This is a genomic window from Luteibacter sp. 22Crub2.1, assembly GCF_900167995.1.
Taxonomy (GTDB): domain Bacteria; phylum Pseudomonadota; class Gammaproteobacteria; order Xanthomonadales; family Rhodanobacteraceae; genus Luteibacter; species Luteibacter mycovicinus.
The window spans coordinates 93,050-118,284 of sequence record NZ_FUYT01000001.1; the positions used below are offsets into that span (position 1 = coordinate 93,050).

The following is a 25,235-nucleotide window of genomic DNA, read 5'->3' on the forward strand; positions in this document are numbered from 1 at the left end:
TATGCACGCACCCGACCGACGCCGCGGCTTCACCCTTGTCGAACTGATGATCGTGCTGGTCGTGATGGCGATACTGGCCGCCATCGCTTTTCCGGCGTACACCAAGTACGGCTTCCGGGCGCGTCGCGCCGACGGGCAGAAGTTACTCATGGCCATCGCCAATGCCGAGGAGCGGTATTACGCCCTGCACAACGCCTATGCCGACCTCGCCACCATCGGCTACGCAGCCACGACGACGGCGACGTCGGAGAGCGGGTACTACACGGCGGTCGTCACCGTAAGCGCGGTGAACTCGCTCGATGCGCAAGCGTATAACGCGACCGCGACGCCGGTGCCCGGTGCGGCTCAGGCGCGCGACGTCTGTACGACGCTGTCCGTGACCGACACGGGCGTCAAGGCCCCGACCGGCCCGACCAGCAACGGAACCTGCTGGTAATGCGTACGCGTCATTCCACGGGCGGCGCTCGTGGGTTCACCCTGCTGGAGCTGATGATCGCCATCATCGTCGCCGGCATCCTCGCGGCCGTCGCCGTGCCGTCGTTCCGCACGACCTTGCAGCGCCACCGGCTCCGGACCTCGGTCGACAACCTGCAGGCGGCGGTCCAGTACGCGCGGACGGAAGCCGTGCTGCGCGCGACCTATGTGTCGATATGCGCGAGTACCGACGGCGCGACCTGCTCCGCCGCAAGCACCTATGAAACGGGATGGCTCGTGTACGTGCATCCCGTGGCGACGACGAAGGCGAGCGATGTCTACTCGGCAAGTGCATCGGCGGGGATGCAGATCCTTCGCGTCGGTGGCGCCTTGAATGACGTCTCGGCACGCGCCGTGGACGGATCGGTCGTGACCTTCGGACAGCAGGGTCAGCTCGCGCCCGTGTCGACGCGCACCAGTCCCAGCCAGCCGATGGCCTTCGTTCTGTGTGCCGGTGTCGCCACGACGACGGGGCTTGGCGTGAACACCACACGCCTGCCCGGATCGCGTATCGGCATCAGCCCGTTTGGCGGCATTGCATCGACCAAGCTGAATAGCACGGACAAGTGCGTGCCCTGATCTCGCGCGGAGGGTCAGGCCAGCGTCGTCAGCTCGACCGGCACGACCGACTCGCCGCTGATCACCTGGGCCTGACCGTCCTGCACCATGAACTGGATCTGCATCGTGCGCTGGGTCAGCGCGGCGAGCGCCTCCACCGTGGCGGGGGCCACGTCGATGACGGAAACGTTCCGGGTGCGCGCCACGGCGGCGGCGGTCTTCTTCCACCACACTTCGGCGCTGCGTCCGCTGTAGCTATAGATGACGACGCGATTGGCCCGGCCGGCGGCACGGCGGATGCGCTGCTCGTCCGGCTGGCCGATCTCGATCCACAGATCGACCTCGCCGGTCAGCTCCTTGCGCCAGAGATCCGGCTCGTCTTCCGAGCTGATGCCCTTCCCGAAAACGAGAGCATCGTCCGCATTGAGCGCGAAGGCCAGGACGCGGACCATCATGCGCTCGTCGGTTTCCGACGGATGCTGGGCGATGGTCAGGGCATGGCCCTGGTAATAATGCCGGTCCATGTCGCTGACCTGCAGGTCAGCCTTGAAGACCGTGGATTTGAGGGCCATGAGATCGCTTCGCGGGCAAAGTAGCCGCCAAGCCTACACGCATTTTTATACCCGGACGTATGGTGCGACTATGCCTGCATCCGCCCACCATCGAATCCACGAGGAGCGCTGCGTGAAGAAGCTGATCAACGATCCGTTGAAGGTCGTCGACGAGATGATCGAAGGACTCGTCCTCGGCGACGAGCGACTGGCCCGCATCGAGGGCGAAAACGTCGTGTTGCGCGCCGATTACGCCGCGCACGCCGCTGCCGGTAAGGTCGCGCTCATCTCGGGCGGTGGTGCGGGTCACGAACCCGCGCATGCCGGTTACGTCGGCGCCGGTATGCTCACCGCCGCGGTGGTCGGCGAGGTGTTCACCTCGCCCAGCGTGGATGCCGTACTCGCGGCGATTCGAGCCGTAGCCGGTCCCGCCGGCGTCCTGCTCATCGTCAAGAATTACACCGGCGACCGGCTCAACTTCGGCCTCGCCGCGGAGCTCGCACGCGCGGCGGGCATCGCGGTGGAGGCGGTGGTCGTCGCTGACGACGTCGCTCTCGATGACGACCATGCCGTCGGTCGCCGGGGTATCGCCGGCACCGTCCTCGTGCACAAGGTGGCCGGCGCCGCCGCCGAGGCCGGGCTGAGCCTCGCCGGCGTCAGGGATGAGGCGCAGGCCGCCATCGACGCGGTCGTCAGCATGGGACTGGGTCTGGGCTCATGCACGGTACCGGCTGCCGGTAAGCCAGGGTTCGAACTGGGCGAGACCGAAGTGGAATACGGCTTAGGTATCCACGGCGAGCGCGGCGCACAGCGCGGCCCCATCGCGCGGGCCGACGAGATGCTGGATCGGCTCATCGAACGCCTGCTGTCGCGCGGCGCCATCGGTGGCGGGGACCGTGTCGCGCTGCTGGTCAACAACCTGGGCGGCACCGCCGTGCAGGAGCTCGACATCGTTGCGCGCCACGCACTGACGCGGCTCGCCGACCTCGGCGTCGAAGTATCCGCGGCGCTGGTCGGTACCTATCTCACCGCACTGGAAATGCCCGGCTGCTCGCTCAGCCTGCTCAAGCTCGACGAACATCGCCTCGGGCGCTTGCTGGCACCCGCCGCCGCCGCGGCCTGGCATGCGCCCTTGCGGCCGACGACGCGTCCGTCGATCGTGGCGCTCGCTCCCACGCAGGCGGCGGCGGATGCCGCAGGCCCGGCGTGGGCCGACGCAAGCCAGGCGGATCGCTTCACCGCCAGCCTGCGCGCCGTGGCAGCGGCTCTCGAAACCGCCGAGCCCGAGCTCACCGCACTGGACTCCGTCGTGGGTGACGGTGACATCGGCCTCAGCCTCGCGCGCGGTGCCCGTGCGATCGACGATGCGTTGCGCACGCTCGACGTCGCCCATCCCGCCGGCGCCCTGCTCGCCCTCGCCGGGACCTTGCGGCGCGTGCTCGGCGGCACGTCCGGACCGCTCTATGCCGTGTTCATCGTGCGTGCCGCCACGACCCTCGCCGAGGCGGGCAAGGTCGACGCGCCCCTGGCGTGGGCTACGGCTTTCCGTGCCGGCTGCGAAGCCGTGCAGGCGCTGGGCGGTGGCAAAGCCGGCGACCGCACCATGCTCGACGCCCTGCTCCCCGCGGCCGATGCGATCGACGCCGCCGTGGCGAGGGGAGATGACGCCAGAGCCATCGTCCAGGCCGCCATCGCCGCCGCCGGGCACGGCGTGGAGGCGACCAGGACGATGCGGCCACGCCTGGGCCGGTCCGCCTATCTCGGCGATCGGACGCAGGGGCACGCCGATCCGGGTGCGCACGCGGTCGCCGTGTGGCTGAAAGCCGTCGGATCGGCGTTCTGACAGGTAAAATCGTCGATTGCCCGTTGCTGGAGTTCGCCTGTGTCCCACTATGCCGGTCCGCTGCTCACGCGTCCCATCGTCGCGGCGTGGGCCGCTGCGCGACAGGACGGCACGGGCGCGTGGCGTGGTTCGCTGGATCTGGGGCGTACCGATGAAGACGTATTGCTTGCTGCGGACACGTGGACTTGGCGCGACCGGGTCTACCCGTGGCCTGGCAAGCTCAAGGACCGGACCCTTTACTGGTGGGACGGGGAAAGCTTCGAACCGGTGTCGAGGTTTTCGGGCTCGCTGATCAAACTGGTTCCCACCGAATGGGGCGCGCCGACCTTCGAAATCGATGGCATCAAGATGCTGCCGACGTCGAAAGAGTCGCCGGTCGACGATGCGCGGCGGAAGGTGGCTCTGATCGAGCCCCGAGGAAAGGTCGTGCTGGATACCTGCGGCGGACTCGGCTATTTCGCCGCCTGCTGTCTCGATTCCGGCGTCGCGCGCATCGACTCGTTCGAAAAGAACGCGGATGTGCTCTGGTTGCGCACCATCAACCCGTGGTCGCCCGATCCGGAAGCGCCCGAAAGCGGAGGACGGCTGACTCTTACGCACGCGGACATCTCGCACGCCATCGCGCATATCGCGGACGCGTCCGTCGATGCCCTGCTGCACGATCCGCCGCGCTTCGGCATCGCGGGCGAGCTTTACTCGCAGGCCTTCTACGGCCAGCTGGCCCGCGTACTCCGTCGTGGCGGCCGTCTCTTCCATTACACCGGCAGCCCCAACAAGCTGACCAGCGGACGTGACGTGCCACGCGAAGTGGCGACACGGCTGACCAAAGCCGGCTTCACGGCGGAGCTGGCACTGGACGGCGTGTTCGCCACGCGCCGGTAAGGGCAAGTAGCAGGCGAATAGGAACACACAAGGCATGCGAACGAGGTCGACCGGGAAAGGGATCGCCTCACGATGCCTGCACGGCACCAACGCGCATCCTGACGGCGAGGCTGCACGTATGAACTCCATGACGCCCCTTCGCCACGAGGTCCCATGCGCCATCCAGCCGCTCTCTCACTCATCGCCTTTTCGGCGTACGCCGTCGCTTCGCCCTCTTTCGCGATGGAGCAGTACACGGGCGAGGCCTTCGCCCGTGGCAGCGACAGGCTGATCTATCGGGAAGTCCACATCGAAGATGCGTCACGGCACGCCATTGTCTTTCAGTGCCCGGATGGCAGGGCCTTCGCCCGCAAGCGGCTAAGCACGGCTGGTGCGCCGACGCAGCCGGACTTCGACTTCAAAGATGCGCGCAACGGATACGAGGAGGGCGTCCGTGGCGAAGGCGGCCAGCGTGTCGCCTATGTACGCAAAGTCGATGGCCAGCGCAGTGAGCATCCATTGACCATCGATGCCGGCGCGGTCATCGATGCCGGGTTCGATGCCTACGTACGGGCCAACTGGGATCGCGTCAATCGGGGCGAAGCGTCCGTCCCGTTCCTGATGACGGGACGCGGGAAGTTTTTTCCCGTGAAGATCACCGCCGCCCCCGCGCAGGGGCCGGACCGCAGGATCGATCTCAGGCTGGATGCCTGGTATGGCTTTGCCGCACCGACCATCAGCGTGACCTATACCGAGGCGACACGATTGCTGCGGCGGTACGAAGGGCCCGGCGCGATACGCGACGAGCATGGAAAGCCCCTCGACGTACGCATCGAGTTCAGCCCGTCCGGGCGCAAGAGTGACGTCCCGGCCCACGCGTGGGACGACGCCCTCGCATTACCGCTTGACGGTCGCTGTCCGGCCTGACGTCAGGTGTGCGAGCGCGACGGCAAGCACCGCCATCGCGACAGCCCAGGAAACCGCCAGCCACGCGTATCCCTGCCAGACGGGTGCCGGAAACGTCACCGCGCTCCAACCCCTTTGCGCTCCCGCGTACGACAACGGCCCGCCGATGGCCCCCAGTAACGCCGCCGCCACCGGACGGCCGGACAGCCAGCGCATCGGTCCCGGCAGCGTTACGGCGAACGACGCCCAGAGCCCGAGGATCCAGCACGGGGGCCCACCGGGAAAGGGCATCGGATCTTTCGCCGCGTAGCGCACGACACCTGCCACCGTCGCACCTCCGTCCACGAGCATGCCCAGCAACACCGCGAGAACGGCAAGCCGCCAGACGACGGCGCGCTCGGCTGACGCGATCGATTGCCAGAGAACGAACACGAGACATGCTGCGCAGGCAAGCCAGCCGCGGTCGTGTCCCGCGGCGGCGACCACGGCGAACCACAGCGCCTGGTAAGCGATAAACGTGAGGACACGCGTGTTCATGCGGATTTCTTAAGTAATCATGCGTTACCCATCATTACGGCATGGAAACGCCGGCGGATGCATCGCATCAACACCCAAAAATTGGCAAATGCACACTTCGCCGCATCTGTGAAGATGATTGCGGGCGATCCGAGAGACTGTTAGCGTCCTCATTTCCGGGGGGATAGGCGTTCCATCGCCGTGATCAACGAGTTCAGGAAAACTTCTTCGCTGGTCCGGTCCATCGGCTTCGCGGTAGGCATGATCATCGGCATCGGTCTGGCGGCCGTCCTGTTTCAGGATTACCGTCACCGCGTGCAGGCGGCGCATGCTCAGGCGCAGGCTCTCGCGGACGGTGCACAGCGTCTGCTCAGTGCGCGCCTGCATACCATCGAGCGCGCGATGCAGGCCGTCGCGGCCAATGCCCGCGATCTAGCCAGCACCGTTCCTGCGCAGGCGCAGGCACTGGTCGCCGATAACCTTAAGGGCGTCATGGCACGCAATGAGCAGGTCGAAAGCATCGTCCTGGTCGACGCGCAGGGCCAGCCGATCAGCGCCGGCGATCCGGAACCCTCTATCCGCCAGTGGAGTGGCGACGTCACGCGCGGTGCGGACCTGCGTACGGGTCCGCTCGCACGACACAACGACGGCTGGGTCATGCCGCTGGCTGTGCCTCTGTCCGATGGGGGCTGGGTACTCGTCCGCCTCAGGCAGGCCGAATTCCAGGACGTCGTGGACAACCTCCACGCCGGCCCGCAGGACGTGGCCGCCATCACCGATCGCTTCGGCATGATCGTCGCCCGGACGGGTGCGAATGCCGAACTGACCGGCAAGCCGGTCGACATGCTGTTCGCACCGGACGACGTCCGTCTGGGCCGCCGCGTCAGTCGCATCGACGGCGTGGAGCGTCTCATTTCCGCCGCGGCGCCGGGACGATATCCGATGTGGGTGGGATTCGGCACGGCAAGCGCCGCCGTCGTCGAAAGCTGGTACCCCGTGGTCGCGCTCACCGGCGCACTCTATCTTCTGTACTGGATCGCGCTGCTGTACATCCTGCGGCGCATCGGTCGCGCCGAGCGCGATCACCTGCGCTATGTCGAACAGATCGAAACGGCCGAGCGCCGGTTCCGCGTCATCTTCGACAAGAATCCGATGCCCTGCTGGGTCTACGACATCGACACGCTGCGTTTCCTGGTCGTGAACCAGGCGGCCACCGACGCGTACGGTTACACGCGCACGCAATTCCTTGCCATGACCTTGCTGGATATCCGACCCGCGGCCGACGAGGCCGCCCTGAGGGCCGCCGTGACCCATCGCGACGTTCGCGTCGTCGAAAAACACCCGTGGACACACCGTCGTGCGGACGGAAGCCTGCTTCAGGTACGGGTCCACGCCTCCGACATCGACTTTCCCGGGCACGCAGCGCGCCTGGTCGTGGCCGAAGATGTCACCGAAAGGTTGCGTAACGAGCGTGTTCTGCGGCACCGGGCGACGCACGACGCCACCACGGGTCTGCACAACACGGACGCCCTGCTCGAATTCCTCGACGACGACCGCCGCCGCTCGGTCGGTTACGAACTCGCCTTCGTTCAGTTGCGCGGCCTCGAGCTGATCAGCGATACCTTCGGACAGGCCGTCGGTCAGGACGTGCTCCGTGTCATGGCCGACCGGTTCGCGGCCCTGCGGGGGCCCGACAGCGCCGTAGCCCATCGTCCCGCCGAAACCTTCGTCCTGGCGATACTTAACGGCGAGCGCCGTGGCGAGATGCTGGCCGCGCTGATGCGCGCGGTAACCTCACCCGTCAGCGTCCATGGCATGTTGCACGTCCTCGAACCACGGGTCGGGCTCGCCGTGCACCCGCGTGACGGCGAGCGTGCCGAGAAGGTCCTCGGCGCGGCCGCCCTCGCGGCGCAGATGGGCAACGGCGCGCCGGGCACCTGGCACGTGTTCGAAGCGGCCATGGCGGCGGCATCGATCAACCGTCTGAAGATGGCGGCGCAGATCCGTAACGCCCTGGATCAGGACACCTTCATCGTCCACTTCCAGCCGATCATCCGCAGCCGCGACGGCCTGATCGTCAGCCTCGAAGCGCTGATCCGCTGGCCACTGCCGGACGGCGACTTCGTCGCACCGGACGTCTTCATTCCGCTGTGCGAAGAAACCGGCTTGATCGTTCCGCTCGGCCACCGTGTGCTGCGTGAGGTCGGGCGAGCGTACGTGACCATGGCGCAGGCGGGCTTCGCGGACATCGCCCTCGCGGTGAACGTCTCGGCCGTGCAGCTGCAGCGCGACGACATCGTCGATGCGATCCGCCAGACCATCGCCGATTACCATCTGCCGACGGGAGCGATCCAGGTCGAACTCACCGAGAGCGCCGTGATCGGCGATCAGGCCCTGCGCGCGATGGATGCCCTGAAGGCACTGGGCGTACCGGTGCACCTCGATGATTTCGGTACGGGGTTCTCCAGCCTCGCCTATCTGCGCGATCTGCCTATCGATGCGCTGAAAATCGATCGCGCGTTCGTCGCCGAAATCGACTCCGAGGTTCGCTCGGCATCGGTCTGCGAAGCCATCCTGACGCTCGGCCATACCCTGGGCCTGCACGTGATCGCCGAAGGCGTGGAGCGCGAATCGCAGGCGGAATGGTTGATCGCGCATGGCTGCGACTACCTGCAAGGCTTCCATGCCGCCATGCCCATGACCGTCGACGATGTGATCGTCTTCATGCAGGAGCGGCGGGCGGCAAGGGCGTAGAATGGCGGTCTTTGCGCCCGGAGCCCGAGCCTGTGACCTTTCCCTTCTCGCTGGTCATCTTCGATCTCGACGGCACGCTGGTCGACAGCGCCGCCGACATCGCCGAATCGGTCAACCGCACGCTGACCGACTGGAAACTGCCCACCGTCGACACCGCGCGCATCACCGACTGGATCGGCGAGGGTTCGCGCAAGCTGATCACCTACGCGTTCCGCGATGCCGGGAGCGACGCCGATATCGACGCGGTGATGCCCGGTTTTCTCGAACACTATGCCGAAACCGCGCTCGATGCCGTCGCCTATGACGGCGTCGTCGAGACACTGGCGGCGCTGCACGCGCAAGGCGTGAAGATCGCGGTCTGCACCAACAAGAACGAAGAGTTCGTCCGTCCGCTGCTCGAGGTTCGCGGCATGCTGCCGTACGTGGATACCATCGTCGGCGGTAACACGCTTCCCGAGCGCAAGCCCAGCGGCGTGCCCTTGCTGCATATCGCCAAAGCGGCGGAAGTCGCCGTGTCGGACGTGCTCATGGTCGGCGATTCGGAGAGCGACATGCTGGCGGCGCATGACGCGGGTGTGGCGCTGGTCATGGTCAGCTACGGCTACCGCAAGTCGCTGGATCTGCAGAAGGCCGGTGCACTGGCCGTGATCGATCGCATGCCCGACCTGCTTTCCATCCGCCCGCGCTGATCGCCGCCCGCCCCGCCCGCGTGCCAGGCCCGGCGGCGCCGGGCCTGGATCAGGTCAGATCAGGCCGCGCGTCGGGGCAGCACCCAGTCCGGACGGATGAAATGACAGGTGTAACCGCTGGGGTACTTTTCCAGATAGTCCTGGTGCTCCGGCTCGGCTTCCCAGAAATCCCCCGCCGGGGCGAGTTCGGTCACGACCTTGCCCGGCCATAGCCCCGATACATTGACGTCCGCGATCGTGTCCTCGGCGACGGCTTTCTGCTCGTCGTCCAGGTAGAAAATAGCCGACCGGTAGCTCAGCCCGCGGTCGTTACCCTGGCGGTTCAGCGTCGTCGGATCGTGGATCTGGAAGAAGAACTCCAGGATCTTTCGATAGTCGATCTTCGCCGGGTCGAACTCGATTTCGATGGCTTCGGCATGGGTGCCGTGGTTGCGGTACGTCGCGTTGGGCACGTCGCCACCGGAGTAGCCGACACGCGTGGCGATCACGCCGGGCTGCTTGCGGATCAGATCCTGCATACCCCAGAAGCAGCCGCCGGCCAGAATGGCGCGTGACGTCATACGACACCTCCTTTTTCGTTGGCGAACAGGGCCACGTAATCCGGATAGCCTTCTTTCTCGAGATCGGCCACGGGGATGAAGCGCAGCGAGGCGGAATTGATGCAGTAACGGAGCCCGCCACGGTCGCGCGGGCCATCGGGGAACACGTGACCCAGATGACTGTCGGCATGCGTCGAACGCACTTCCGTGCGGATCATGCCGTGGCTGATGTCGCGGTTTTCGACGACATGCTCGTCCTCGAGCGGACGCGTGAAGCTCGGCCAGCCGCAGCCGCTGTCGAATTTGTCCAGTGACGAGAACAGCGGCTCGCCCGATACGATATCGACGTAGATACCGGGCTCATGGCTGTCGTGAAAGGCGTTCTGGAACGGCCTTTCGGTGCCACTCTGCTGGGTCACGCGAAACTGTTCGGGGGTGAGCCGGGAAAGGGCTTCGGGAGTCTTGCGATAGTCGGACATGGGGACCTCCTCGAGGGTTCGTCACATAATGCGGGCGGACCGCGTGGATGCAATGGCAACGTCGTCGCACCACCGGAGAGACCCGGCTCTGGCGTCTCCGGCCTGACGGAGGTCAGGCCGAAGGCAGCCGGATCCGGAAACGCGCACCGCCACCGGGCGCGTCCGTCACGCGGATGTCGCCGCCGTGTCGTGCCACGATTTCCTGCACGAGGTGCAAGCCCAGGCCGGTACCTACGCTGCTCGGCTGGAGGCGATAAAACGGAGTGAACACGCGCGCACGCTCTTCCCTGGGAATACCCGGTCCCTGATCGCTCACCTGGAGCACGCCGTCGTCGTGGACCTCGACATGAATGAGTCCCTTGCCCCCTGCGTGGACGATCGCGTTCTGGATGAGATTGGTCAGCGCTCGCGACAGCGAAAGGCGATCGCCGACGATCTTCACGGGGTGATCCGGTGCGTCCATGGCCAGTTCGTATCCCGCGTCGAGCACCAGCGGCGCGACATCCGAGCTGACCTCACGCGCCAGGGCGACGAGATCCAGAACACTGAGGGTGTCGGGCTGACGGCCGAGGCGCTGCAGATCCAGCAGCTGCTCGGCGATGTTCGCCAGACGCGCAAGGTCGGTCAGCAGCCGCGTCCGCGAATCGCCGGGCGGAAGTGCTTCCAGACGAGCTTCGAGAATGGCGATCGGCGCGCGAAGTTCGTGCGCGGCATCCGTAAGGAACCGGTCGCGTGCGTCGTATCCCTCGGCCAGACGGGCCAGCGCCGTATTGAATGCACGCACGAGGGGTTGCAGTTCGCGCGGTACCGCACCGTCCTCCAGGCGCGCTCCGCGATCGGCGATATCGATTTCCCCGGCCTGCCGGGCGACCCGACCGACGCCGGCCATCGCACGATGGATGATCCAGGGCACCGCGATGAGCGTCAGCAAGACCAGAGGCAGGCCGATACGCCAACCGAGGTAGAACGCGATCCTCGCGACGAGCACCGCCGGCCCGGAAAGAGGGACACCGCCCACCATCACGTGTACCCGGTCCCCGTCCCGCTCATCGACCGCCAGGCGCATGGTCATCACGTACGGTGGTTCGCTGCTATGGATTTCCGAGGCTTCCAGTGAAGGCAGCGCGGCGACGAATGACGCGTACGCCGCGGGGATATGCCCATATTGCAGATGGCGACCCTGTTCATCGGCGGCGACGAACCAGAGACCGGGCGACTTCGTAAGCAGCATCGCCATGTCGCGATCGTCGTCCAGACGCAGCGTCCCGCCTTCGACGACCAGTGAGCGCAGAATGGTCTTCGACACCGCATCGTCGATGTACGATGCCCGCGCGTTGATCAGACTCCACGTCAACGCCGCGATCGTCGCCACCAGCGTCAGGGTCTGCAGAACACTGAGGCGCCAGGCCAGCCGTTTCGTCAGTGACTTACCGGGATGATGCATTCGCCACCTCTCGCAACAGGTAGCCCACGCCGCGAATCACGTGAATTTCCACGTGTGCGCCCCCTTCGGCGAGCACGCGGCGAAGCTTGGATACGTGCGCGTCCAGCGCGTTGGACTGAATCGCGTCGTCGAAACCGTAAACGGCCTCCTGCAGCACCTCGCGTTGCACCGTCCGTCCTTGCCGGTAAGCCAGCGCCTCGAGCAGCAGGAGTTGCCTGCGCTGCAGCCGCAGAGGCTCGCCATCGACGAAGACTTCCCGTGCACCGAAGTCGTAACGAAGGTTTCCGATGGAGGCGACCGGCAGTGCGATCTGCGCCGGCCGGCGCGAGATGGCGCGTATGCGTGCGAGCAGCTCTTCGATCGCGAAGGGTTTGACCAGGTAATCGTCGGCGCCCAGATCCAGCCCCTGAATGCGATCGGTCAACGTGCCGCGCGCCGTCAGCATGATCACGGGCAGGTCGACGTGTACGGCACGTGCCTTCGCCACGAGCGTGGCTCCATCGCCGTCGGGGAGCTGACGGTCGAGCAGCAGCAGGTCATGCACCCTGCTCTGCAAGGCCTCCGTCGCATGCGCGATGTCACCCGCCAGATCCACCAGCATGCCGTGCCGATGCAGGGCTCCCTGAAGGGCCTCGGCCATCTCCGGTTCGTCTTCCACCAGCAATATGCGCATGCGCGACCCCGCCCGGCCCGCACCGCGGGCATGAAGGGGGGCGATGCTAACACGCGCTAAAGGCCTGACCGGGCGCGCAATGTTGAGGCAATGTGGGCTCGCCACCATGCCCGACATCGTCCCCACGGTTACCTTGCATGTCGCTGCCCCGCTTCCGCTCCCTGACCCTTGTCGCTGTCCTCGCCGGCGTCGCCGTCCCCGCGGCCCACGCGCAATCCTCCACCGATGGCCAGGCGCACTGGACGCTCGGCATCGGCGCGACCTGGAGCCCGAGCCCGTATCGCAGCTACGACAACAAGGCCTGGCCACTGCCGCTGGTCAATTACGAAGGCAAGTCGTTCTACTTCCGCGGCGCCTCGTTCGGCTATCGCTTGTACAAGACACCGAACGATGAGATCTCGGTCCTGGTGTCGCCGCTGGCCAACCGCTTCCGTCACGACGACAGCAACGATGCGCGGCTGCGCCGCCTGTCCGATCGCGATATCTCCGGCATGGGTGGCATCGCCTGGAAGCACACGGCCGACTGGGGTGTCCTGCAGGCCTCGGCGCAGAAGGAATTCACCGGGCATGGTGGCGGCACGTCGCTCGATGCGAACTACGCGTATCCCATCCGCAAGGGCGCGCTTACCCTCACCCCGACTCTCGGCGTGACCCGCGCCAATGGGGCGCTCAACGACTACTACTACGGCGTGAGCGGACGCGAGGCGGCACGTAGCGGCCTGGCGTCGTACCGCGCCGGCAGCGGCACGGCGCCCTGGCTGGGTCTGGCGGCCATGTACCGCCTGTCGCCGTCGTGGATTACCGCCGCCGGCATGCGCTACACCGTGCTGCCCGACGCCGTGAGAGATAGTCCGATGGTCGGCGACGACCACACCCAGAGCTTCTTCCTCTCCCTCAGCCACGTCTTCTGAGCCATGCGTAACGGCATCATTCATCGCATCGCCGACATCGCAAGGCTCATCGAGCCCGACCGCCGCGCCGTCTGGGAGTGGTTGCTGCGCACGCCTATCGGCGAGTTCGACGGCCGCACGGCCATCGAACTCGCGCACGTGGGCGAGGGACAGCGGGTCGTCGATCTTCTAGAGGCTGTTCTCTCGGGCGCACGCAGCGCCTGAGCCGTGCGCGTTGGCGATGTATGACCCAGCGCGCCGATGAGGCGCATACTACCTGACCATTCCCTCCGTACATGGTTGGCAAGGTGACACGGACAACCTTCCTGCAGGGTATCGACTGGGCCGGCGTGCTGGACGAAAAGGGACCGCGCTACCTGCAGGTCGTCCGCTTCATGGAACGCGCGGTCGCCGACGGAAGGCTTCGTCCCGGAGATCGACTACCGCCGCAACGCCTGCTCGCCCGTGCACTCGGCATCGACTTCACCACCGTTACCCGCGCCTATGCCGAAGCCCGTGAGCGCCATCTGCTCCACGCGCGCGGCGCGCTGGGGACATTCGTCGCGGCGCCGCGGTTCGACACGACACAGGTCGTGGACCTGGGCATGAATCTGCCGCCCCCACCAGACGGAATCGATCTGGCGGACCTGCTGAAACGCGGTATCGATCAGGTTCTGACGCATGCGGACGCGCACCTGCTGATGAGCTACCACGCCGGTGGTGGCAGCGCCGCGGACCGCGCGGCCGGCGCGCTCTGGCTGAAGCCCATGCTCGGGAAGCTGGATGAAGGACGTATCGTCACCTGCCCCGGCGCGCAGACGGCGCTGGCCGGTCTGATCCTCGCCCTGACCGTTCCGGACGAGGCGATTCTGACCGACGCGCTGCTCTATCCCGGCATGATCACGGCGGCGGCAAAACTGGGGCGCCGCCTGATCGCCGTCGCCGGCGATGCGGACGGGATGCTTCCGGACGAGCTGGCAAACGCCGCGGCGCGCGAGAACGCGCGAGTGCTCTACCTGAATCCGACGCTATGCAATCCAACGGCCCGGACGGTGCCGGCGACGCGGCGGTTGCAGCTGGCCGACGTGGCCCGATTGCACGGCCTGCAGGTGATCGAGGACGACCCGTACTGGGCGCTCGCGGACGACCCTCCGCTGCCCCTCGCCCGACACATCCCGGAGCGCACTTACTACGTAGCGACCTTATCCAAGGCGCTGACACCGGGGCTGCGTACGGCTTACGTGGTGTCGCCCGACGCGGCGGCGCGTGGCGCGTTCCTGACCAGTCTGCGCGCCGTGAGCCTGATGCCTGCTCCGATGACGACCGCCCTGACCACGCAGTGGATTCACGACGGCACCGCGGCCGCCGTGCTGGAAGGCGTGCGGCGCGAGGCGCGTGAGAGGCAGCGCATGGCGGCCTTCGCGCTGAGCCGTGTCGACGTCGCCACTCAGGGTATTCACCTCTGGCTTCCCCTGCCCGCCCGCTGGACGGCCCGCTCGCTGACGACCGCGGCGCGGCTGGACGGCCTCGCCGTGACACCGGCTGAGGCGTTTTCCCTGGGCGCGCCGCCGGCCGAGGCGATTCGTGTGTCGCTGGGAGGAGTGAAGGAGCGCGTGCGACTGAAGCAAGGGCTCGATCGCCTCGCCACGCTGCTGGAGCGTGGCGAGACGAGTGAAGCCTCATTGGTCGTGTAAGCGCTCAACCTGGCGGGAACCGGCCTGCCGGCGACGACTCAGGCCGCGATATCTTCTACCCAGACATGCCCCGCCTGACGCAGCAGCGCCCGGGCCGAATCCGGTCCCCAGGTGCCCGCTTCGTAGGCATCCGGTCCCGTCTGGTCGTCATGCCAGGCTTCGAGAATGGGCGTCACCCACTGCCATGCGGCCTCGGTTTCGTCCTTACGCACGAACAAGGCCGGACTGCCCTTCACCGCATCCAGCATCAGCCCTTCATACGAATCGCGATAGACGATGCGCGAGGGCTCGTTCAACTTCGAGAACGCATCCACCTCGTCCAGCGCAAACCGGTTACCCGGCTGCTTCACGAACAGCGGCAAGGTCACGCTCTCGTTCGGCTGCACACGAATCACCAGACGGCTGCCCGGACGTGCCTCACCGAACAGGCCCGGCTCCGCCGCGCGGAACTGGATCACCACCTCGGTCAGCTTCTCCGGCATGCGCTTGCCCGATCGCAGGTAAAACGGCACGCCATGCCAGCGCGGCGTATCGATCTCCGCCTTGAGCGCGACGAAGGTTTCGGTGTTGCTGGGCGTTTCGCCGGGCAATTCCTCGCGATAGGCCGGCACCGGCTTGCCCGCGTTGGTGCCCTGCACGTACTGGCCGCGCGCCACATGGGCGCTGAGATTGTTCCGGTCCAGCGGTTTGAGGGATTTCAGGACGCGCACTTTCTCGTCGCGCAGCGCGTCGGCATCCAGCGATGACGGACGCTCCATCGCGACGACCGTCAATACCTGCAGGAGATGGTTCTGGATCATGTCGCGCAGCGCGCCGGAGCCGTCGTAGTAACCACCCCGGCCTTCCAGACCCACCGTCTCGGCCGCCGTGATCTGCACGTACTCGATCGACTCGTGGTCCCACATGCGCTCGAGCATGGGATTGGCGAAGCGCAGCGCGATGATGTTCTGCACCGCTTCCTTACCGAGGTAGTGATCGATGCGGAAGATGCTGTTTTCGGGGAAGTGGCGACCCACGCCCTCGTTGACCTTGCGCGCGGTATCCAGGTCGGTACCGATCGGCTTCTCGAGCACGATGCGCGACGTTTCGGTGCGCAGACCTTTTTCGTCGACGTTCTTCGCGATATCGCCATACAGGTCGGGCGAGGTGGCGAGATAGAAGACGCGGATGCGGTCATTCGTCGCGCCGTCGTCCAGCAGCGACTTGAGACCGTCCCAGTTACCGCTGGACTCGGCGCCATTGAGGCTCACATAGTGAACCAGCTCGAGGAACCGGTTCACCGTGTCGTCCGAGTATTCCTCGGCGCGGATGAATTCCTTCAGGGCTTTCTGCGCCCGTTCGCGGTACGACGTGTCGTCGAGCGGCGAGCGCGCGGTACCGACGATGCGCGAGTCCGACGGCACCTGGCCTTCGGCGAAGCGGCGATACAGCGCGGGCAACAGCTTGCGCATGGTCAGGTCGCCGGTGGCGCCGAAGATGACGTAGTCGAACGAGTCGACGGGTTCGAGTGCGGTCGAAGTGCTCATGGCTCGGGAGTTCCAGAAGGGTATGCCGTTCATCAATGCGGCATTGCATCATGGATTCAACCCCGGCGCACCTAAACAATCTTGCGTACGCCGCATAAGTGTTATGACGCGGCGCCTATGACACCCCTGCCCTGGCGACCCCATGGATAGCTCTTCGACGGCCAGATCGGCGGTCATTCAAGGAACCACTCCCATGAGCAAGCTGAAAGACAAAGTCGCGCTGGTCACCGGCGCATCCAAGGGTATCGGCGCCGCCATCGCCAGGTCGCTGGCCGCCGAAGGCGCGTCGGTCGTCGTCAACTACGCTTCGAGCAAGGCGGGCGCGGACGCGGTCGTGGCAGCCATCGAGGCGGCCGGTGGCAAGGCTGTCGCGGTAGGCGGTGACGTCTCGAAGCAGGCCGACGCGGAAGGGCTCGTTGCCGCCGCCATCGAGCACTTCGGCCGTCTGGACATCGTCGTCAACAACTCCGGTGTCTACGAGTTCGCATCGATCGAGGCCACCACCGAAGAACTGTATCGCCGCATCTTCGACATCAACGTGCTGGGCACCATTCTGGTGACGCAGGCCGCGTCGAAGCATCTGGGCGAGGGCGCGAGCGTGATCAACATCGGATCCGCGGTCACTCGCATCACACCGGTCGACAGCAGCGTCTACACGGGCACCAAGGGCGCCGTCGACGCGATTACCGGCGTGCTCTCGCGCGAGCTCGGCCCCCGCGGCATCCGCGTCAACTCGGTCAACCCGGGCATGGTCATCACCGAAGGCACGCACACGGCGGGCATCGCCGGCGGCGACTTCGAAACCTGGGCTGCCAGCCAGACCCCGCTCGGCCGCGTCGGCAAGCCGGAAGACATCGCGCCGATCGTGACCTTCCTCGCCTCGGACGACGCACGCTGGGTGACCGGCGAACTGATCCTCGGCTCGGGTGGCATGCGCTAAGCGTCTTCCGCCGCGACCAGCCCGTAGAGTTCCGGATGCAGGAACGGCGCCATCGCCAGCATGATGGTCTGCGTGTACGCGCTCTCGCGCGTCACGTGACCATTCGTGACCAGGCCGATGGCGCCACCCTGCTGCTTGATGTTGACGGTGCCGAACAGGCGATCCATGACGGGACCGAGCTCCTCGCCATCGACCAGCGCCTCGTAAACGGCCGGCGGCAGGGGCAGCCACGCGCTGCAGCCGACCGATACGTCATCGCCCCCGGCGATCGCGACATAGCCCATGGTGCCCGGACCATCCGCGGTGACGTCCACGCCGCCCTCCAGCGCCACGTAAAAGTCCGCCTCGGCGCCGTGTGCGCGGCAGTATTCCATCCGGTTGATCGCGCCTTCGCGAGTCTCGGCGGCGGTCATCGGTTGTTCCGGCACGCCCGACGGTGCGTGCATGCCTTCGCATTCGATCAGCCGTCCCGGAAAAAGCGGTGCGATAGCGTTGCGTACCGCGCCGATCTTGACGGGATTGAGGGAGCCGACGACGACCTTGAGCGTGCTTTGGGGTGACGACATGACGGGACCATGGGGGCGATGAAAGTCCCCCATGGTACCAAGCGCCCCTTATCTCAGAGCCTGAACCCGCCGACCACCGCTTCGAGCGTACGCGTCTGGTCTTCCATCGCCTTGGCCGCGGCAGCCGCTTCCTCGACCAGCGCCGCGTTCTGCTGGGTCATGTCGTCCAGCTGGGTGACCACACCGCTGACCTGGTCGATGCCCTGGCTCTGCTCGGTGCTGGCCGCCATGATCTCCTCCATGAAAGTAGCGACGTGGGCAACGCTGCCGGTGAGTTCACCGATGCGCTGGCCGGCGACGCGGACCAGCTGCGAACCGCGTTCGACGTCGTCGACCGACTCGGCGATCAGCGCCTTGATGTCCTTCGCCGCCTTGGCGGAACTCTGCGCGAGACTGCGGACTTCGCTTGCCACAACCGCGAACCCGCGACCCTGCTCGCCCGCCCGGGCCGCTTCCACCGCCGCGTTGAGCGCCAGCAGGTTGGTCTGGAAGGCGATACCGTCGATCACACCCACGATGTCGGCGATGCGTGCGGACGACTGGCTGATCGCGTCCATCGTCACGACCACTTCGTTCACCGTGCCGCCGCCATCGCGTGCCGCGTTGGCTGCCTCACGCGCCAGCGTATTGGCCTGACGGGCGTTATCGGCGTTCTGGCGCACGGTCGCCGTCAGTTCTTCCATGGACGCAGCCGTCTCTTCCAGCGAGCTGGCCTGCTCCTCGGTACGCTGCGAAAGATCCATGTTGCCGCTCGCGATCTGCGTGGCCGCCGACGAGATGGCCGACGAACTGTCGCGCACCTGACGCATCATGCCCTGCAGACGGGCGATGAAGCCGTTGAAGCTCTCGACCACGCCGTTGTATTCGCTGCCGCTGCCGTTCGCCAGGCGACGGGTCAGATCGGCGTCGCCGGAGTTGAGGTCGTCGATGTTGGCCTTGAGGGTCGCGAGCTGCTTCATCAGCGCACGGATGCCCAGCACCAGCGCCACGATGAGCAGAAGTGCCAGAGGCACCTGCACCGCGGCGAGCTTGGTCAGGATGCGAGTGCTGTTCTCGGTAAGCAGCCGGGTCGGGAGACTCGTGGCCAGCACCCACGGAGTGCCGGCGATCGGCTTCAGGAACAGCGTGTGCGATTCGCCATCCGCGTCGTAATCGAGCTCGACCTGACCGCCCTTGGCCACCTTCGGCAGGGCGTCCTTCACCTGCGCGATCATCGCCGAGCCAGCGGCCAGATCGGGGATCTTCTTCAGGACGATATCGTCCTTGATGTAGGTGCTGTTGCTGACCACCGTGCCGTTCGGCTCGACGATCAGGATCTGACCGTGGACCTTCTTCTCCATGTCGGCGACCAGGCGGTTGAAGAAGCCCAGCGTGACGTCGATGGTGGAGACGCCGAACACGTCATCGCCCTTGTAGATCGCCATGGCGCAGTTGGTGCGCGGCTGTGCGCTGGCATCGTCCTTATAGGCATCGGCCCAGAGACAATGACCACGCGGAGCGCTGAGGCCATTCTTGTACCAGCTCTGCTCCCAGTACTTGAGCGCGTCAGGCTGATTCCAGTGCGTGTTGACCACGAGCTTGTTGCTGGCATCCCGGGCGAAGAAGGTACTGTCGCGCTCCTTGCTCGCCTCGCGCTTGAACGGCAGCGGCCAGATGCCACCACCGAACACGTCGGGATCGCCGTACTGGTCGACCAGACCCGGCTGGAGACGGTCGATGGACGCGCTGTCCATGAGCGCCACCGTCTGCGTGATGCTGCGCTGCTGCGCTTCGACCTGCTTGAGCTTGTTGGTGATGACGGTGCCGATCTCGTCGACATTGCGGCCGACGAGTTGCGCCTCGGTCGCCCGCAGGTCGGGGCTGACGAACAGCCGGACGACGATCAGGGTGAGGACCACCAGTACGATAAAAGAGCCCAGCACGGCTACGGTATAGCGGGCCTGGGTCGACTTGAGAAAATTCACGCGAGTGCCGTTAGTAAGGGGACCCTTACCTATCGGCTTGACGAGGGCTTAACTTTAGCCCTCGTCAACACCTTAGTTTCAGCTGAGAGCCTTGTCTACCATGGCCTGCGCCTCAGCCAGCACCTGCTGGAGGTGATCGTTGCCGCGAAAACTTTCGCCGTAGACCTTATAGATGTCCTCGGTGCCCGACGGACGGGCCGCGAACCATGCCTCCGCGGAAATCACCTTGATCCCGCCGATCGGCTGGCCGCCCGCCTGATTGACCACCTCGACGATCGGATCGCCGGCGAGCGTCCTGGATTCGACCTGGTCCGGAGCGAGCTTCGACAGCTTCGCCTTCTGCGCGTGGGAGGCCGGCGCGTCGATGCGCGAATTGGCCGGATCACCCAGTTCGCCGGTGATACCCCGGTAGATCTCACCGGGATCCTTGCCCAGCCGCGCGGTCATCTCGCCAGCAAGCAACGCGGCGACGATGCCGTCCTTATCGGTCGACCAGGCCCCGCCGTCCTTCGACAGGAACGACGCGCCAGCGCTTTCCTCGCAGCCGAAGCCGAGACTGCCGTCGTAGAGTCCGGACACGAAGTACTTGAACCCGACCGGCACTTCGCGCAGCGGGCGGCCCAGATGCGCGGCGATGCGGTCGAGCAGACCCGTGCTCACCGCCGTCTTGCCGACGGCCGCGTCCGCGCGCCAGCCGGGTCGATTCTGGAAGAGATACCAGGCGGCGGCCGCCAGGTAGTGATTGGCCGGCAGCAGTCCCGTACTGGGCGCGACCACGCCGTGGCGATCGTGGTCCGTGTCGCAGGCGAAGGCCACGTCGAACTTGTCCTTCAGGCCGATCAGCCGCTGCATCGCATAGGCGGACGATGGATCCATGCGGACACGGCCATCCCAGTCGAGCGACATGAAGGAGAAGGTCTTGTCGACGGTCTCACTGACCACGGTCAGGTCGAGCTTGTACCGCTCACCGATGGCGCGCCAGTAATGGACGCCGGCGCCACCCAGGGGGTCCACGCCCATCCGGACGCCCTTGTTCCGGATGATGTCCAGATCGAGCGCATTGCCCAGATCGGCCACGTAGCGTTCCAGGAAGTCGTATTCCTGCGTCGTTGACGCCTTCAGCGCCTGTGCGTACGGCTGCCGCTTCACGTCACGCAGACCGCCCTCGATCAGCGCGTTGGCGCGTGCCGCGATCCAGGATGTCGCATCGGTATCGGCGGGCCCACCGTGCGGCGGGTTGTACTTGATGCCGCCGCTCTCGGGCGGGTTGTGCGAAGGCGTGATGACGATGCCGTCGGCATGGCCGCTCTCGCGCCCATGGTTGAACACCAGGATCGCGTGCGAGACCGCGGGTGTCGGGGTGTATTCCCCACCGGCCGAGATGTATGTCGGCACACCGTTCGCGGCGAGCACTTCGAGCGTGCTTTCGAACGCAGGGCCGGACAGCGCGTGGGTATCGATGCCCACGAACACGGGACCATCCACGCCTTCCTTACGGCGATACTCACAGATCGCCTGGACCACGGCCTGCACATGCCATGCGTTGAACGAACGATCGAACGAGGAGCCGCGGTGGCCGGACGTACCGAAGACGACGCGCTGCTCGGGTACCGACGGATCGGGTCGCAGGTCGTGATACGCGGCAAGCAGGGCGGCGACGTCGACCGGAGTGGTTTCCGTAGCGGGCTTTCCCGCCAGCGGGCTGATCTTGGCACTCACCGATAGCTCTCCTTGGGCGGTGCCGTCAGGGCACCGGACCGGGGCATTGTAGGCATGCCGCCTGAATGGCGTTGTCAAACCGGTGTGCACTTTTGAGATTTTTTCTATGTCCGGCGCGGTCGCCTGCGACTATCTTGTTTGCCATCGCTCTCATCGGCCGGCGGTAACCGCAGCCGGTCGATGTATTCGAAGATCTCAGCATCCGTGTCCAGCCGCAGCTTGCGCATGGCATTCGTCTTCTGCTGGCTCACGGTCGAAAGACCACGGCCCGTGGCGCGGGCGATGTCGGTCACGCTGTTACCCGCGGCGAACAACCGCAGGATCTCCAGCTCCCTCGGCGACAGGTCCGCCAGGGTGCCCTTGCCCACCGGCTCGCCCTGCGGCGTAACGATCATCTCGCGAACGGAGGCACCCAGGTACACATGGTTGGACACGATCTGCGCCAATGCCTCGGGAATTTCCCGGGTGTCGCCCGACTTCCCGATCAGTCCGCGGACGCCCGTACCGAGAATCTCGCGATACAGCGCGGGATTGGCCAGCGTGGTGATCACCATGATCGGCAATGCCGGATAGAGCTTCCGCACTTCCGTAAGCAGCGCGAGCCCGTCCCGTCCGGGCTCCGGCATGCTGAAATCGGTAATCAGCGCATCGCAAGGCTGCGCGGCGAGCGCAGCCAGCAGTTCATCGGGCGATTGCGCCTCGCCGACCACGTCGGCAAGGCCGTCCTTGGTCAGGGCCAGGCTGATGCCCTTGAGAACGACGGGATGATCATCCGCAAGAATGACGCGGTGAACCATGAGTAATCCTTTCTCCGTAGCCAGTCCGTGCGGCGGGGCGCAGAGTTGAGCACATCGCCGCCGGCATCGCCACTACGAATGCGCCTGCGCGCGCGAGTTCACGCATGGCGCGAACGCATCGCCCGGGCCTGCGTCCGCATGGGTGCGAGCGCTGACCTGCCCGACCTGCTGACGCGCCTAAGCCACTACTACACGGGCCTCGCCCGTCAGCGCGGCGGCACGCTTCAGCTCGAACTGGATCCCGCCCTGGCGCCCGACCTCGTGGGTCCTTACGCAGCGCTCGGTGACGTCCTCTGCCTGCTCCTCGACCGCGCCTTTGCCGTGACCGCCCATGCACAGGTCGCCCTGCAGGTCGATGTCGTCGGCGATGTCCCGGACGGCCAGCTGGTGCACATCACCGTGGCCGATCCCGGGGAAACGCTCGACGACTGTCCAGGCCTGGACACCGCCGCCCGGCTGATCGCTTCGCTCGATGGCGTCCTGCACAGGGAGTGCGCGCCGGATCGGGGTACACGGGTCATCATCGAGGTCACGCTAACCTTGCCACGCCATCCTCCTCGCATCGACATCGAGACCCTGCGGACCACGCTCGGAGGCACCCATGCGCTGCGCGAAGTGATCTCGGCACTGGATCGCTCACTCAGCCGCGATCTTTCCGAACTCGACGTCCTGCTCGCCCAGCCCGGCATCGCCGATCTGCAGGCCTGGCTGCACCGGGTCTCCGGTGCGCTTGGTATGGCCGAGGCCACCGACCTCGCGCGCATGGGACTCACGCTGGAGCGCCGCCTGGCGGAAGAACGGGATGCCAGCGTCGACGCGGCGATCCGGCGCTTCGGGGAAGACGCCGCGCATGCGCTTCAGGTGCTGCGCAAACACAGCTGAGCGATCGGCTATAGTGCCCGGCACTGTGAGTACCCTGCACACCTTCATCGACACCCATCCGCGCCTCTTCGTGCTGACTGGCGCAGGCATCAGTACCGATTCCGGTATTCCCGACTACCGCGATGGTCAGGGCGCGTGGAAACGCAGCCCGCCGATGACCCTGCAGATGTTCATGAGCGGTCCGCCGGCCCGGGCACGCTATTGGGCGCGTGGCATGATCGGCTGGCGCCATTTCTCATCGGTGAGCCCCAACCTCGCGCATCGGGCACTGGCACGGATGGAGCACGAGGGGCGCATCGAACTCCTGCTGACCCAGAACGTCGACGGGCTTCACGAAGCGGCCGGCAGCATCAATGTGGTCGACCTCCACGGACGCCTCGACCGCGTGCGCTGCATGCAATGCGGCGATATCACGACGCGCGCCGCCATGCAGGCCAGACTCGAGGAAGCGAACCCCGCGTGGCTCGCGCTGCAGGCCACGGTGGCGCCCGATGGCGACGCCGACCTCGACGAGGTGGACTTCAGCGCATTCGTCATCCCGACCTGCACGGTCTGCGGCGGGATCCTGAAACCCGATGTCGTCTTCTTCGGTGAAAATGTCCCCCGCGCCCGTGTCGACACGGCCTGGGCACATCTGGCCCGGGCCGACGCCATGCTGGTGGTCGGCTCGTCGCTGATGGTCTACTCCGGCTACCGCTTCGTTCTCGAAGCCTCGCGCAAAGGTCTCCCCATCGCCTCGGTCAACCTCGGCGTCACCCGCGCGGACGCACTGATAGATGTGAAGATCGAGCAGTCGGTCACGGACGCGCTCGCGCCCTACGCCTGACCTTCAACCCGTGGCGCCTGGCGCCTGGCGCGGAAGAACTCACGCAGCATCGTGCTCGCCACGTCAGCCCCCAGGCCGCCCTCGACCGTCACCCGGTGGTTGTGCAACGGCGAAACCAGCGTATCGAAGACGCTCCCGGCTGCGCCGGTCTTGGGATCGGTCGCGCCGAACACCACGCGCCCAACCCGTGCGTGGATCATGGCCATCGCGCACATGGTGCAAGGCTCGAGCGTCACATACAGCGTGGAGCCTGGAAACCGGTAGTTGGCGACAGCCTGGCCTCCGGCCCGCAGCGCCTGGATTTCCGCATGTGCGGTGGGGTCGTTGAGGGTGATGTTGCGATTCCAGCCTTCGCCGATCGCGACGCCACCCTGCACGAGCACGGCACCGACGGGCACCTCGCCCTCCGCATCGCGCGCGTGTTCCGCCAGCTGAAGCGCACGGGCCATCCACGCGCGATCGGCGTCGGTAAAGCGGTCGTCGCTGGAAACCGGAGGTGCGGACAAGAGCGGTCTTCCGTCAGGCAGGCCGGGGATTCTACGTCGTTTCGTCAGCGACGGAAGCAGCCGAGGGCGTGGTCGTCGACGATACCCACGGCCTGCATCCAGGCATAGGTGATGGTCGGACCGACGAACTTGAAGCCGCGCTTCCTGAGGTCTTTCGAGATGGTGACCGACAAAGGCGTCTGCGTAGGCGCCGTGCGGCCGTCGCCACGAATCACCTTGCCGTCGGTAAACGACCAGCAGTAGCTGTCGAAGTCTTCGCCGCGGGCGTGCATGTCTCCATAAATGCGCGCCCCGTTGATGGTCGCCTCGATCTTGGCGCGCGAACGGATGATGCCGGCATCGTCCAGCAGGCGCACGATGTCCTTCTCACCGAAGCGGGCAACCTTGACCGGATCGAACCCCTTGAACGCTTTTCGGAAGTTTTCGCGTTTGCGCAGGATGGTGATCCACGAGAGCCCAGCCTGAAAACCTTCCAGCATCAGCTGCTCCCAGAGCATGCGCGAATCGTGCAGAGGCTCGCCCCACTCCGTGTCGTGGTACTCGGTGTAGAGCGGGTCGGATCCGGCCCAGGCACAGCGTGTGGGTTCTTTGGTGGGCATGAGAGGCGATCCGTCTTTGCCGGAGATCAGGACGTAGGG

At 66.0% G+C, this 25,235-nt stretch carries 26 protein-coding genes; 13 read left to right on the top strand and 13 right to left on the bottom strand.

Annotated features, from left to right (window positions below; genetic code table 11):
* Position 1: 1 nt before the first annotated feature.
* Entirely contained in the window at positions 2-436 is a 435-nt protein-coding gene (locus B5X73_RS00350) for a type IV pilin protein (RefSeq protein WP_079520330.1), read from the top strand.
* On the top strand, positions 436-1,053 hold the full coding sequence (locus B5X73_RS00355) for a GspH/FimT family pseudopilin (protein WP_079520331.1): 618 nt from the start codon (positions 436-438) through the stop codon (positions 1,051-1,053). Before B5X73_RS00350 ends, B5X73_RS00355 begins: the two co-directional genes overlap by 1 nt.
* Before the next feature lie 14 nt (positions 1,054-1,067).
* Here B5X73_RS00355 and B5X73_RS00360 read toward each other — a convergent pair whose 3' ends face one another.
* Entirely contained in the window at positions 1,068-1,604 is a 537-nt protein-coding gene (locus tag B5X73_RS00360; protein WP_036113095.1) for a YaeQ family protein, read from the bottom strand.
* Between the two features lie 112 nt (positions 1,605-1,716).
* Between B5X73_RS00360 and B5X73_RS00365 the strand changes: the two genes are divergently transcribed.
* The 3 genes from B5X73_RS00365 (at position 1,717) to B5X73_RS00375 (ending at position 5,214) form a co-directional block, all read left to right on the top strand.
* Entirely contained in the window at positions 1,717-3,426 is a 1,710-nt protein-coding gene (locus B5X73_RS00365; protein ID WP_079519857.1) for a dihydroxyacetone kinase family protein, read from the top strand.
* Between the two features lie 39 nt (positions 3,427-3,465).
* Positions 3,466-4,308: a class I SAM-dependent methyltransferase gene (locus B5X73_RS00370; RefSeq protein ID WP_079519859.1), complete on the top strand. Its 843-nt coding sequence runs from the start codon at positions 3,466-3,468 to the stop codon at positions 4,306-4,308.
* A gap of 153 nt (positions 4,309-4,461) precedes the next feature.
* The gene (locus B5X73_RS00375; RefSeq protein WP_079519861.1) at positions 4,462-5,214 is read left to right on the top strand and encodes a hypothetical protein; all 753 of its coding nucleotides are present in this window, start codon (positions 4,462-4,464) and stop codon (positions 5,212-5,214) included.
* Here the strand turns inward: B5X73_RS00375 and B5X73_RS00380 are convergent.
* Positions 5,185-5,730: a DUF2878 domain-containing protein gene (locus tag B5X73_RS00380; protein WP_079519863.1), complete on the bottom strand. Its 546-nt coding sequence runs from the start codon at positions 5,728-5,730 to the stop codon at positions 5,185-5,187. The genes B5X73_RS00375 and B5X73_RS00380 overlap by 30 nt on opposite strands.
* A 180-nt stretch (positions 5,731-5,910) precedes the next feature.
* Between B5X73_RS00380 and B5X73_RS00385 the strand changes: the two genes are divergently transcribed.
* Positions 5,911-8,463, top strand: coding sequence for a bifunctional diguanylate cyclase/phosphodiesterase (locus tag B5X73_RS00385; protein WP_079519865.1), 2,553 nt, complete (start codon positions 5,911-5,913; stop codon positions 8,461-8,463).
* A 32-nt stretch (positions 8,464-8,495) separates the two neighbouring features.
* The gene (gene gph / locus B5X73_RS00390; protein ID WP_079519867.1) at positions 8,496-9,152 is read left to right on the top strand and encodes a phosphoglycolate phosphatase; all 657 of its coding nucleotides are present in this window, start codon (positions 8,496-8,498) and stop codon (positions 9,150-9,152) included.
* Positions 9,153-9,211: 59 nt separating this feature from the next.
* On the opposite strand, the gene msrA is transcribed toward gph, so the two are convergent.
* The 4 genes from msrA to B5X73_RS00410 form a co-directional block, all read right to left on the bottom strand.
* Positions 9,212-9,712: a peptide-methionine (S)-S-oxide reductase MsrA gene (msrA, locus tag B5X73_RS00395; protein WP_079519869.1), complete on the bottom strand. Its 501-nt coding sequence runs from the start codon at positions 9,710-9,712 to the stop codon at positions 9,212-9,214.
* The gene (gene msrB / locus B5X73_RS00400) at positions 9,709-10,170 is read right to left on the bottom strand and encodes a peptide-methionine (R)-S-oxide reductase MsrB (protein WP_036113072.1); all 462 of its coding nucleotides are present in this window, start codon (positions 10,168-10,170) and stop codon (positions 9,709-9,711) included. The genes msrA and msrB overlap by 4 nt, the downstream gene beginning before the upstream one ends.
* Positions 10,171-10,282: 112 nt before the next feature.
* Complete coding sequence (locus B5X73_RS00405; RefSeq protein WP_079519871.1) at positions 10,283-11,614, bottom strand: sensor histidine kinase; 1,332 nt, start codon at positions 11,612-11,614, stop codon at positions 10,283-10,285.
* Complete coding sequence (locus tag B5X73_RS00410) at positions 11,598-12,287, bottom strand: response regulator (RefSeq protein WP_079519873.1); 690 nt, start codon at positions 12,285-12,287, stop codon at positions 11,598-11,600. The genes B5X73_RS00405 and B5X73_RS00410 overlap by 17 nt, the downstream gene beginning before the upstream one ends.
* A gap of 137 nt (positions 12,288-12,424) precedes the next feature.
* Between B5X73_RS00410 and B5X73_RS00415 the strand changes: the two genes are divergently transcribed.
* The 3 genes from B5X73_RS00415 (at position 12,425) to B5X73_RS00425 (ending at position 14,871) form a co-directional block, all read left to right on the top strand.
* Positions 12,425-13,198, top strand: a complete 774-nt coding sequence (locus B5X73_RS00415; RefSeq protein WP_079519875.1) for a MipA/OmpV family protein — start codon at positions 12,425-12,427, stop codon at positions 13,196-13,198.
* A gap of 3 nt (positions 13,199-13,201) precedes the next feature.
* Positions 13,202-13,402, top strand: coding sequence for an antitoxin Xre/MbcA/ParS toxin-binding domain-containing protein (locus B5X73_RS00420; protein ID WP_036113058.1), 201 nt, complete (start codon positions 13,202-13,204; stop codon positions 13,400-13,402).
* An 83-nt stretch (positions 13,403-13,485) separates the two neighbouring features.
* On the top strand, positions 13,486-14,871 hold the full coding sequence (locus tag B5X73_RS00425; RefSeq protein WP_254857182.1) for an aminotransferase-like domain-containing protein: 1,386 nt from the start codon (positions 13,486-13,488) through the stop codon (positions 14,869-14,871).
* 38 nt (positions 14,872-14,909) lie between these two features.
* On the opposite strand, the gene zwf is transcribed toward B5X73_RS00425, so the two are convergent.
* Positions 14,910-16,397: a glucose-6-phosphate dehydrogenase gene (gene zwf / locus B5X73_RS00430; protein ID WP_079519879.1), complete on the bottom strand. Its 1,488-nt coding sequence runs from the start codon at positions 16,395-16,397 to the stop codon at positions 14,910-14,912.
* A gap of 193 nt (positions 16,398-16,590) precedes the next feature.
* Here zwf and B5X73_RS00435 point away from each other — a divergent pair, with 193 nt between their 5' ends.
* Positions 16,591-17,337 (top strand): glucose 1-dehydrogenase, encoded by a 747-nt coding sequence (locus B5X73_RS00435; RefSeq protein ID WP_079519881.1) that lies wholly within the window; start codon positions 16,591-16,593, stop codon positions 17,335-17,337.
* On the opposite strand, the gene yjjX is transcribed toward B5X73_RS00435, so the two are convergent.
* The 4 genes from yjjX to B5X73_RS00455 all read right to left on the bottom strand — a co-directional run bounded on the left by yjjX (position 17,334) and on the right by B5X73_RS00455 (position 22,383).
* The gene (yjjX, locus tag B5X73_RS00440) at positions 17,334-17,903 is read right to left on the bottom strand and encodes an inosine/xanthosine triphosphatase (protein ID WP_036117558.1); all 570 of its coding nucleotides are present in this window, start codon (positions 17,901-17,903) and stop codon (positions 17,334-17,336) included. The genes B5X73_RS00435 and yjjX overlap by 4 nt on opposite strands.
* 53 nt (positions 17,904-17,956) lie before the next feature.
* The gene (locus tag B5X73_RS21465; protein ID WP_079519883.1) at positions 17,957-19,867 is read right to left on the bottom strand and encodes a methyl-accepting chemotaxis protein; all 1,911 of its coding nucleotides are present in this window, start codon (positions 19,865-19,867) and stop codon (positions 17,957-17,959) included.
* A 78-nt stretch (positions 19,868-19,945) separates the two neighbouring features.
* Positions 19,946-21,586 (bottom strand): phosphoglucomutase (alpha-D-glucose-1,6-bisphosphate-dependent), encoded by a 1,641-nt coding sequence (gene pgm / locus B5X73_RS00450; protein ID WP_079519885.1) that lies wholly within the window; start codon positions 21,584-21,586, stop codon positions 19,946-19,948.
* A 104-nt stretch (positions 21,587-21,690) separates the two neighbouring features.
* Positions 21,691-22,383, bottom strand: a complete 693-nt coding sequence (locus B5X73_RS00455) for a response regulator (protein WP_052191257.1) — start codon at positions 22,381-22,383, stop codon at positions 21,691-21,693.
* Positions 22,384-22,521: 138 nt separating this feature from the next.
* On the opposite strand from B5X73_RS00455, the gene B5X73_RS00460 reads away from it, so the two are divergent.
* Together B5X73_RS00460 and B5X73_RS00465 are read left to right on the top strand one after the other, a co-directional pair.
* Positions 22,522-23,265, top strand: coding sequence for a hypothetical protein (locus B5X73_RS00460; RefSeq protein WP_139382603.1), 744 nt, complete (start codon positions 22,522-22,524; stop codon positions 23,263-23,265).
* Positions 23,234-24,091 carry an NAD-dependent protein deacetylase gene (locus B5X73_RS00465; protein ID WP_079519889.1) on the top strand — a complete coding sequence of 286 codons (858 nt, stop codon included), beginning with the start codon at positions 23,234-23,236 and terminating at the stop codon, positions 24,089-24,091. The genes B5X73_RS00460 and B5X73_RS00465 overlap by 32 nt, the downstream gene beginning before the upstream one ends.
* On the opposite strand, the gene tadA is transcribed toward B5X73_RS00465, so the two are convergent.
* On the bottom strand, positions 24,082-24,597 hold the full coding sequence (gene tadA / locus B5X73_RS00470) for a tRNA adenosine(34) deaminase TadA (protein WP_255363943.1): 516 nt from the start codon (positions 24,595-24,597) through the stop codon (positions 24,082-24,084). The genes B5X73_RS00465 and tadA overlap by 10 nt on opposite strands.
* A gap of 44 nt (positions 24,598-24,641) precedes the next feature.
* The gene (locus tag B5X73_RS00475) at positions 24,642-25,196 is read right to left on the bottom strand and encodes a DNA-3-methyladenine glycosylase I (protein ID WP_079519891.1); all 555 of its coding nucleotides are present in this window, start codon (positions 25,194-25,196) and stop codon (positions 24,642-24,644) included.
* Between the last annotated feature and the right edge of the window lie 39 nt (positions 25,197-25,235).

Bases quoted from the DNA above. Each gene is read 5' to 3' on its own strand.
- B5X73_RS00350 (WP_079520330.1), top strand. From the start codon at position 2: ATGCACGCACCCGACCGACGCCGCGGCTTCACCCTTGTCGAACTGATG.
- B5X73_RS00355 (WP_079520331.1), top strand. From the start codon at position 436: ATGCGTACGCGTCATTCCACGGGCGGCGCTCGTGGGTTCACCCTGCTG.
- B5X73_RS00360 (WP_036113095.1), bottom strand. From the start codon at position 1,604: ATGGCCCTCAAATCCACGGTCTTCAAGGCTGACCTGCAGGTCAGCGAC.
- B5X73_RS00375 (WP_079519861.1), top strand. From the start codon at position 4,462: ATGCGCCATCCAGCCGCTCTCTCACTCATCGCCTTTTCGGCGTACGCC.
- B5X73_RS00380 (WP_079519863.1), bottom strand. From the start codon at position 5,730: ATGAACACGCGTGTCCTCACGTTTATCGCTTACCAGGCGCTGTGGTTC.
- msrA (WP_079519869.1), bottom strand. From the start codon at position 9,712: ATGACGTCACGCGCCATTCTGGCCGGCGGCTGCTTCTGGGGTATGCAG.
- msrB (WP_036113072.1), bottom strand. From the start codon at position 10,170: ATGTCCGACTATCGCAAGACTCCCGAAGCCCTTTCCCGGCTCACCCCC.
- B5X73_RS00405 (WP_079519871.1), bottom strand. From the start codon at position 11,614: ATGCATCATCCCGGTAAGTCACTGACGAAACGGCTGGCCTGGCGCCTC.
- B5X73_RS00410 (WP_079519873.1), bottom strand. From the start codon at position 12,287: ATGCGCATATTGCTGGTGGAAGACGAACCGGAGATGGCCGAGGCCCTT.
- B5X73_RS00415 (WP_079519875.1), top strand. From the start codon at position 12,425: ATGTCGCTGCCCCGCTTCCGCTCCCTGACCCTTGTCGCTGTCCTCGCC.
- B5X73_RS00420 (WP_036113058.1), top strand. From the start codon at position 13,202: ATGCGTAACGGCATCATTCATCGCATCGCCGACATCGCAAGGCTCATC.
- zwf (WP_079519879.1), bottom strand. From the start codon at position 16,397: ATGAGCACTTCGACCGCACTCGAACCCGTCGACTCGTTCGACTACGTC.
- B5X73_RS00435 (WP_079519881.1), top strand. From the start codon at position 16,591: ATGAGCAAGCTGAAAGACAAAGTCGCGCTGGTCACCGGCGCATCCAAG.
- yjjX (WP_036117558.1), bottom strand. From the start codon at position 17,903: ATGTCGTCACCCCAAAGCACGCTCAAGGTCGTCGTCGGCTCCCTCAAT.
- B5X73_RS00455 (WP_052191257.1), bottom strand. From the start codon at position 22,383: ATGGTTCACCGCGTCATTCTTGCGGATGATCATCCCGTCGTTCTCAAG.
- B5X73_RS00460 (WP_139382603.1), top strand. From the start codon at position 22,522: ATGGGTGCGAGCGCTGACCTGCCCGACCTGCTGACGCGCCTAAGCCAC.
- B5X73_RS00465 (WP_079519889.1), top strand. From the start codon at position 23,234: ATGCGCTTCAGGTGCTGCGCAAACACAGCTGAGCGATCGGCTATAGTG.
- B5X73_RS00475 (WP_079519891.1), bottom strand. From the start codon at position 25,196: ATGCCCACCAAAGAACCCACACGCTGTGCCTGGGCCGGATCCGACCCG.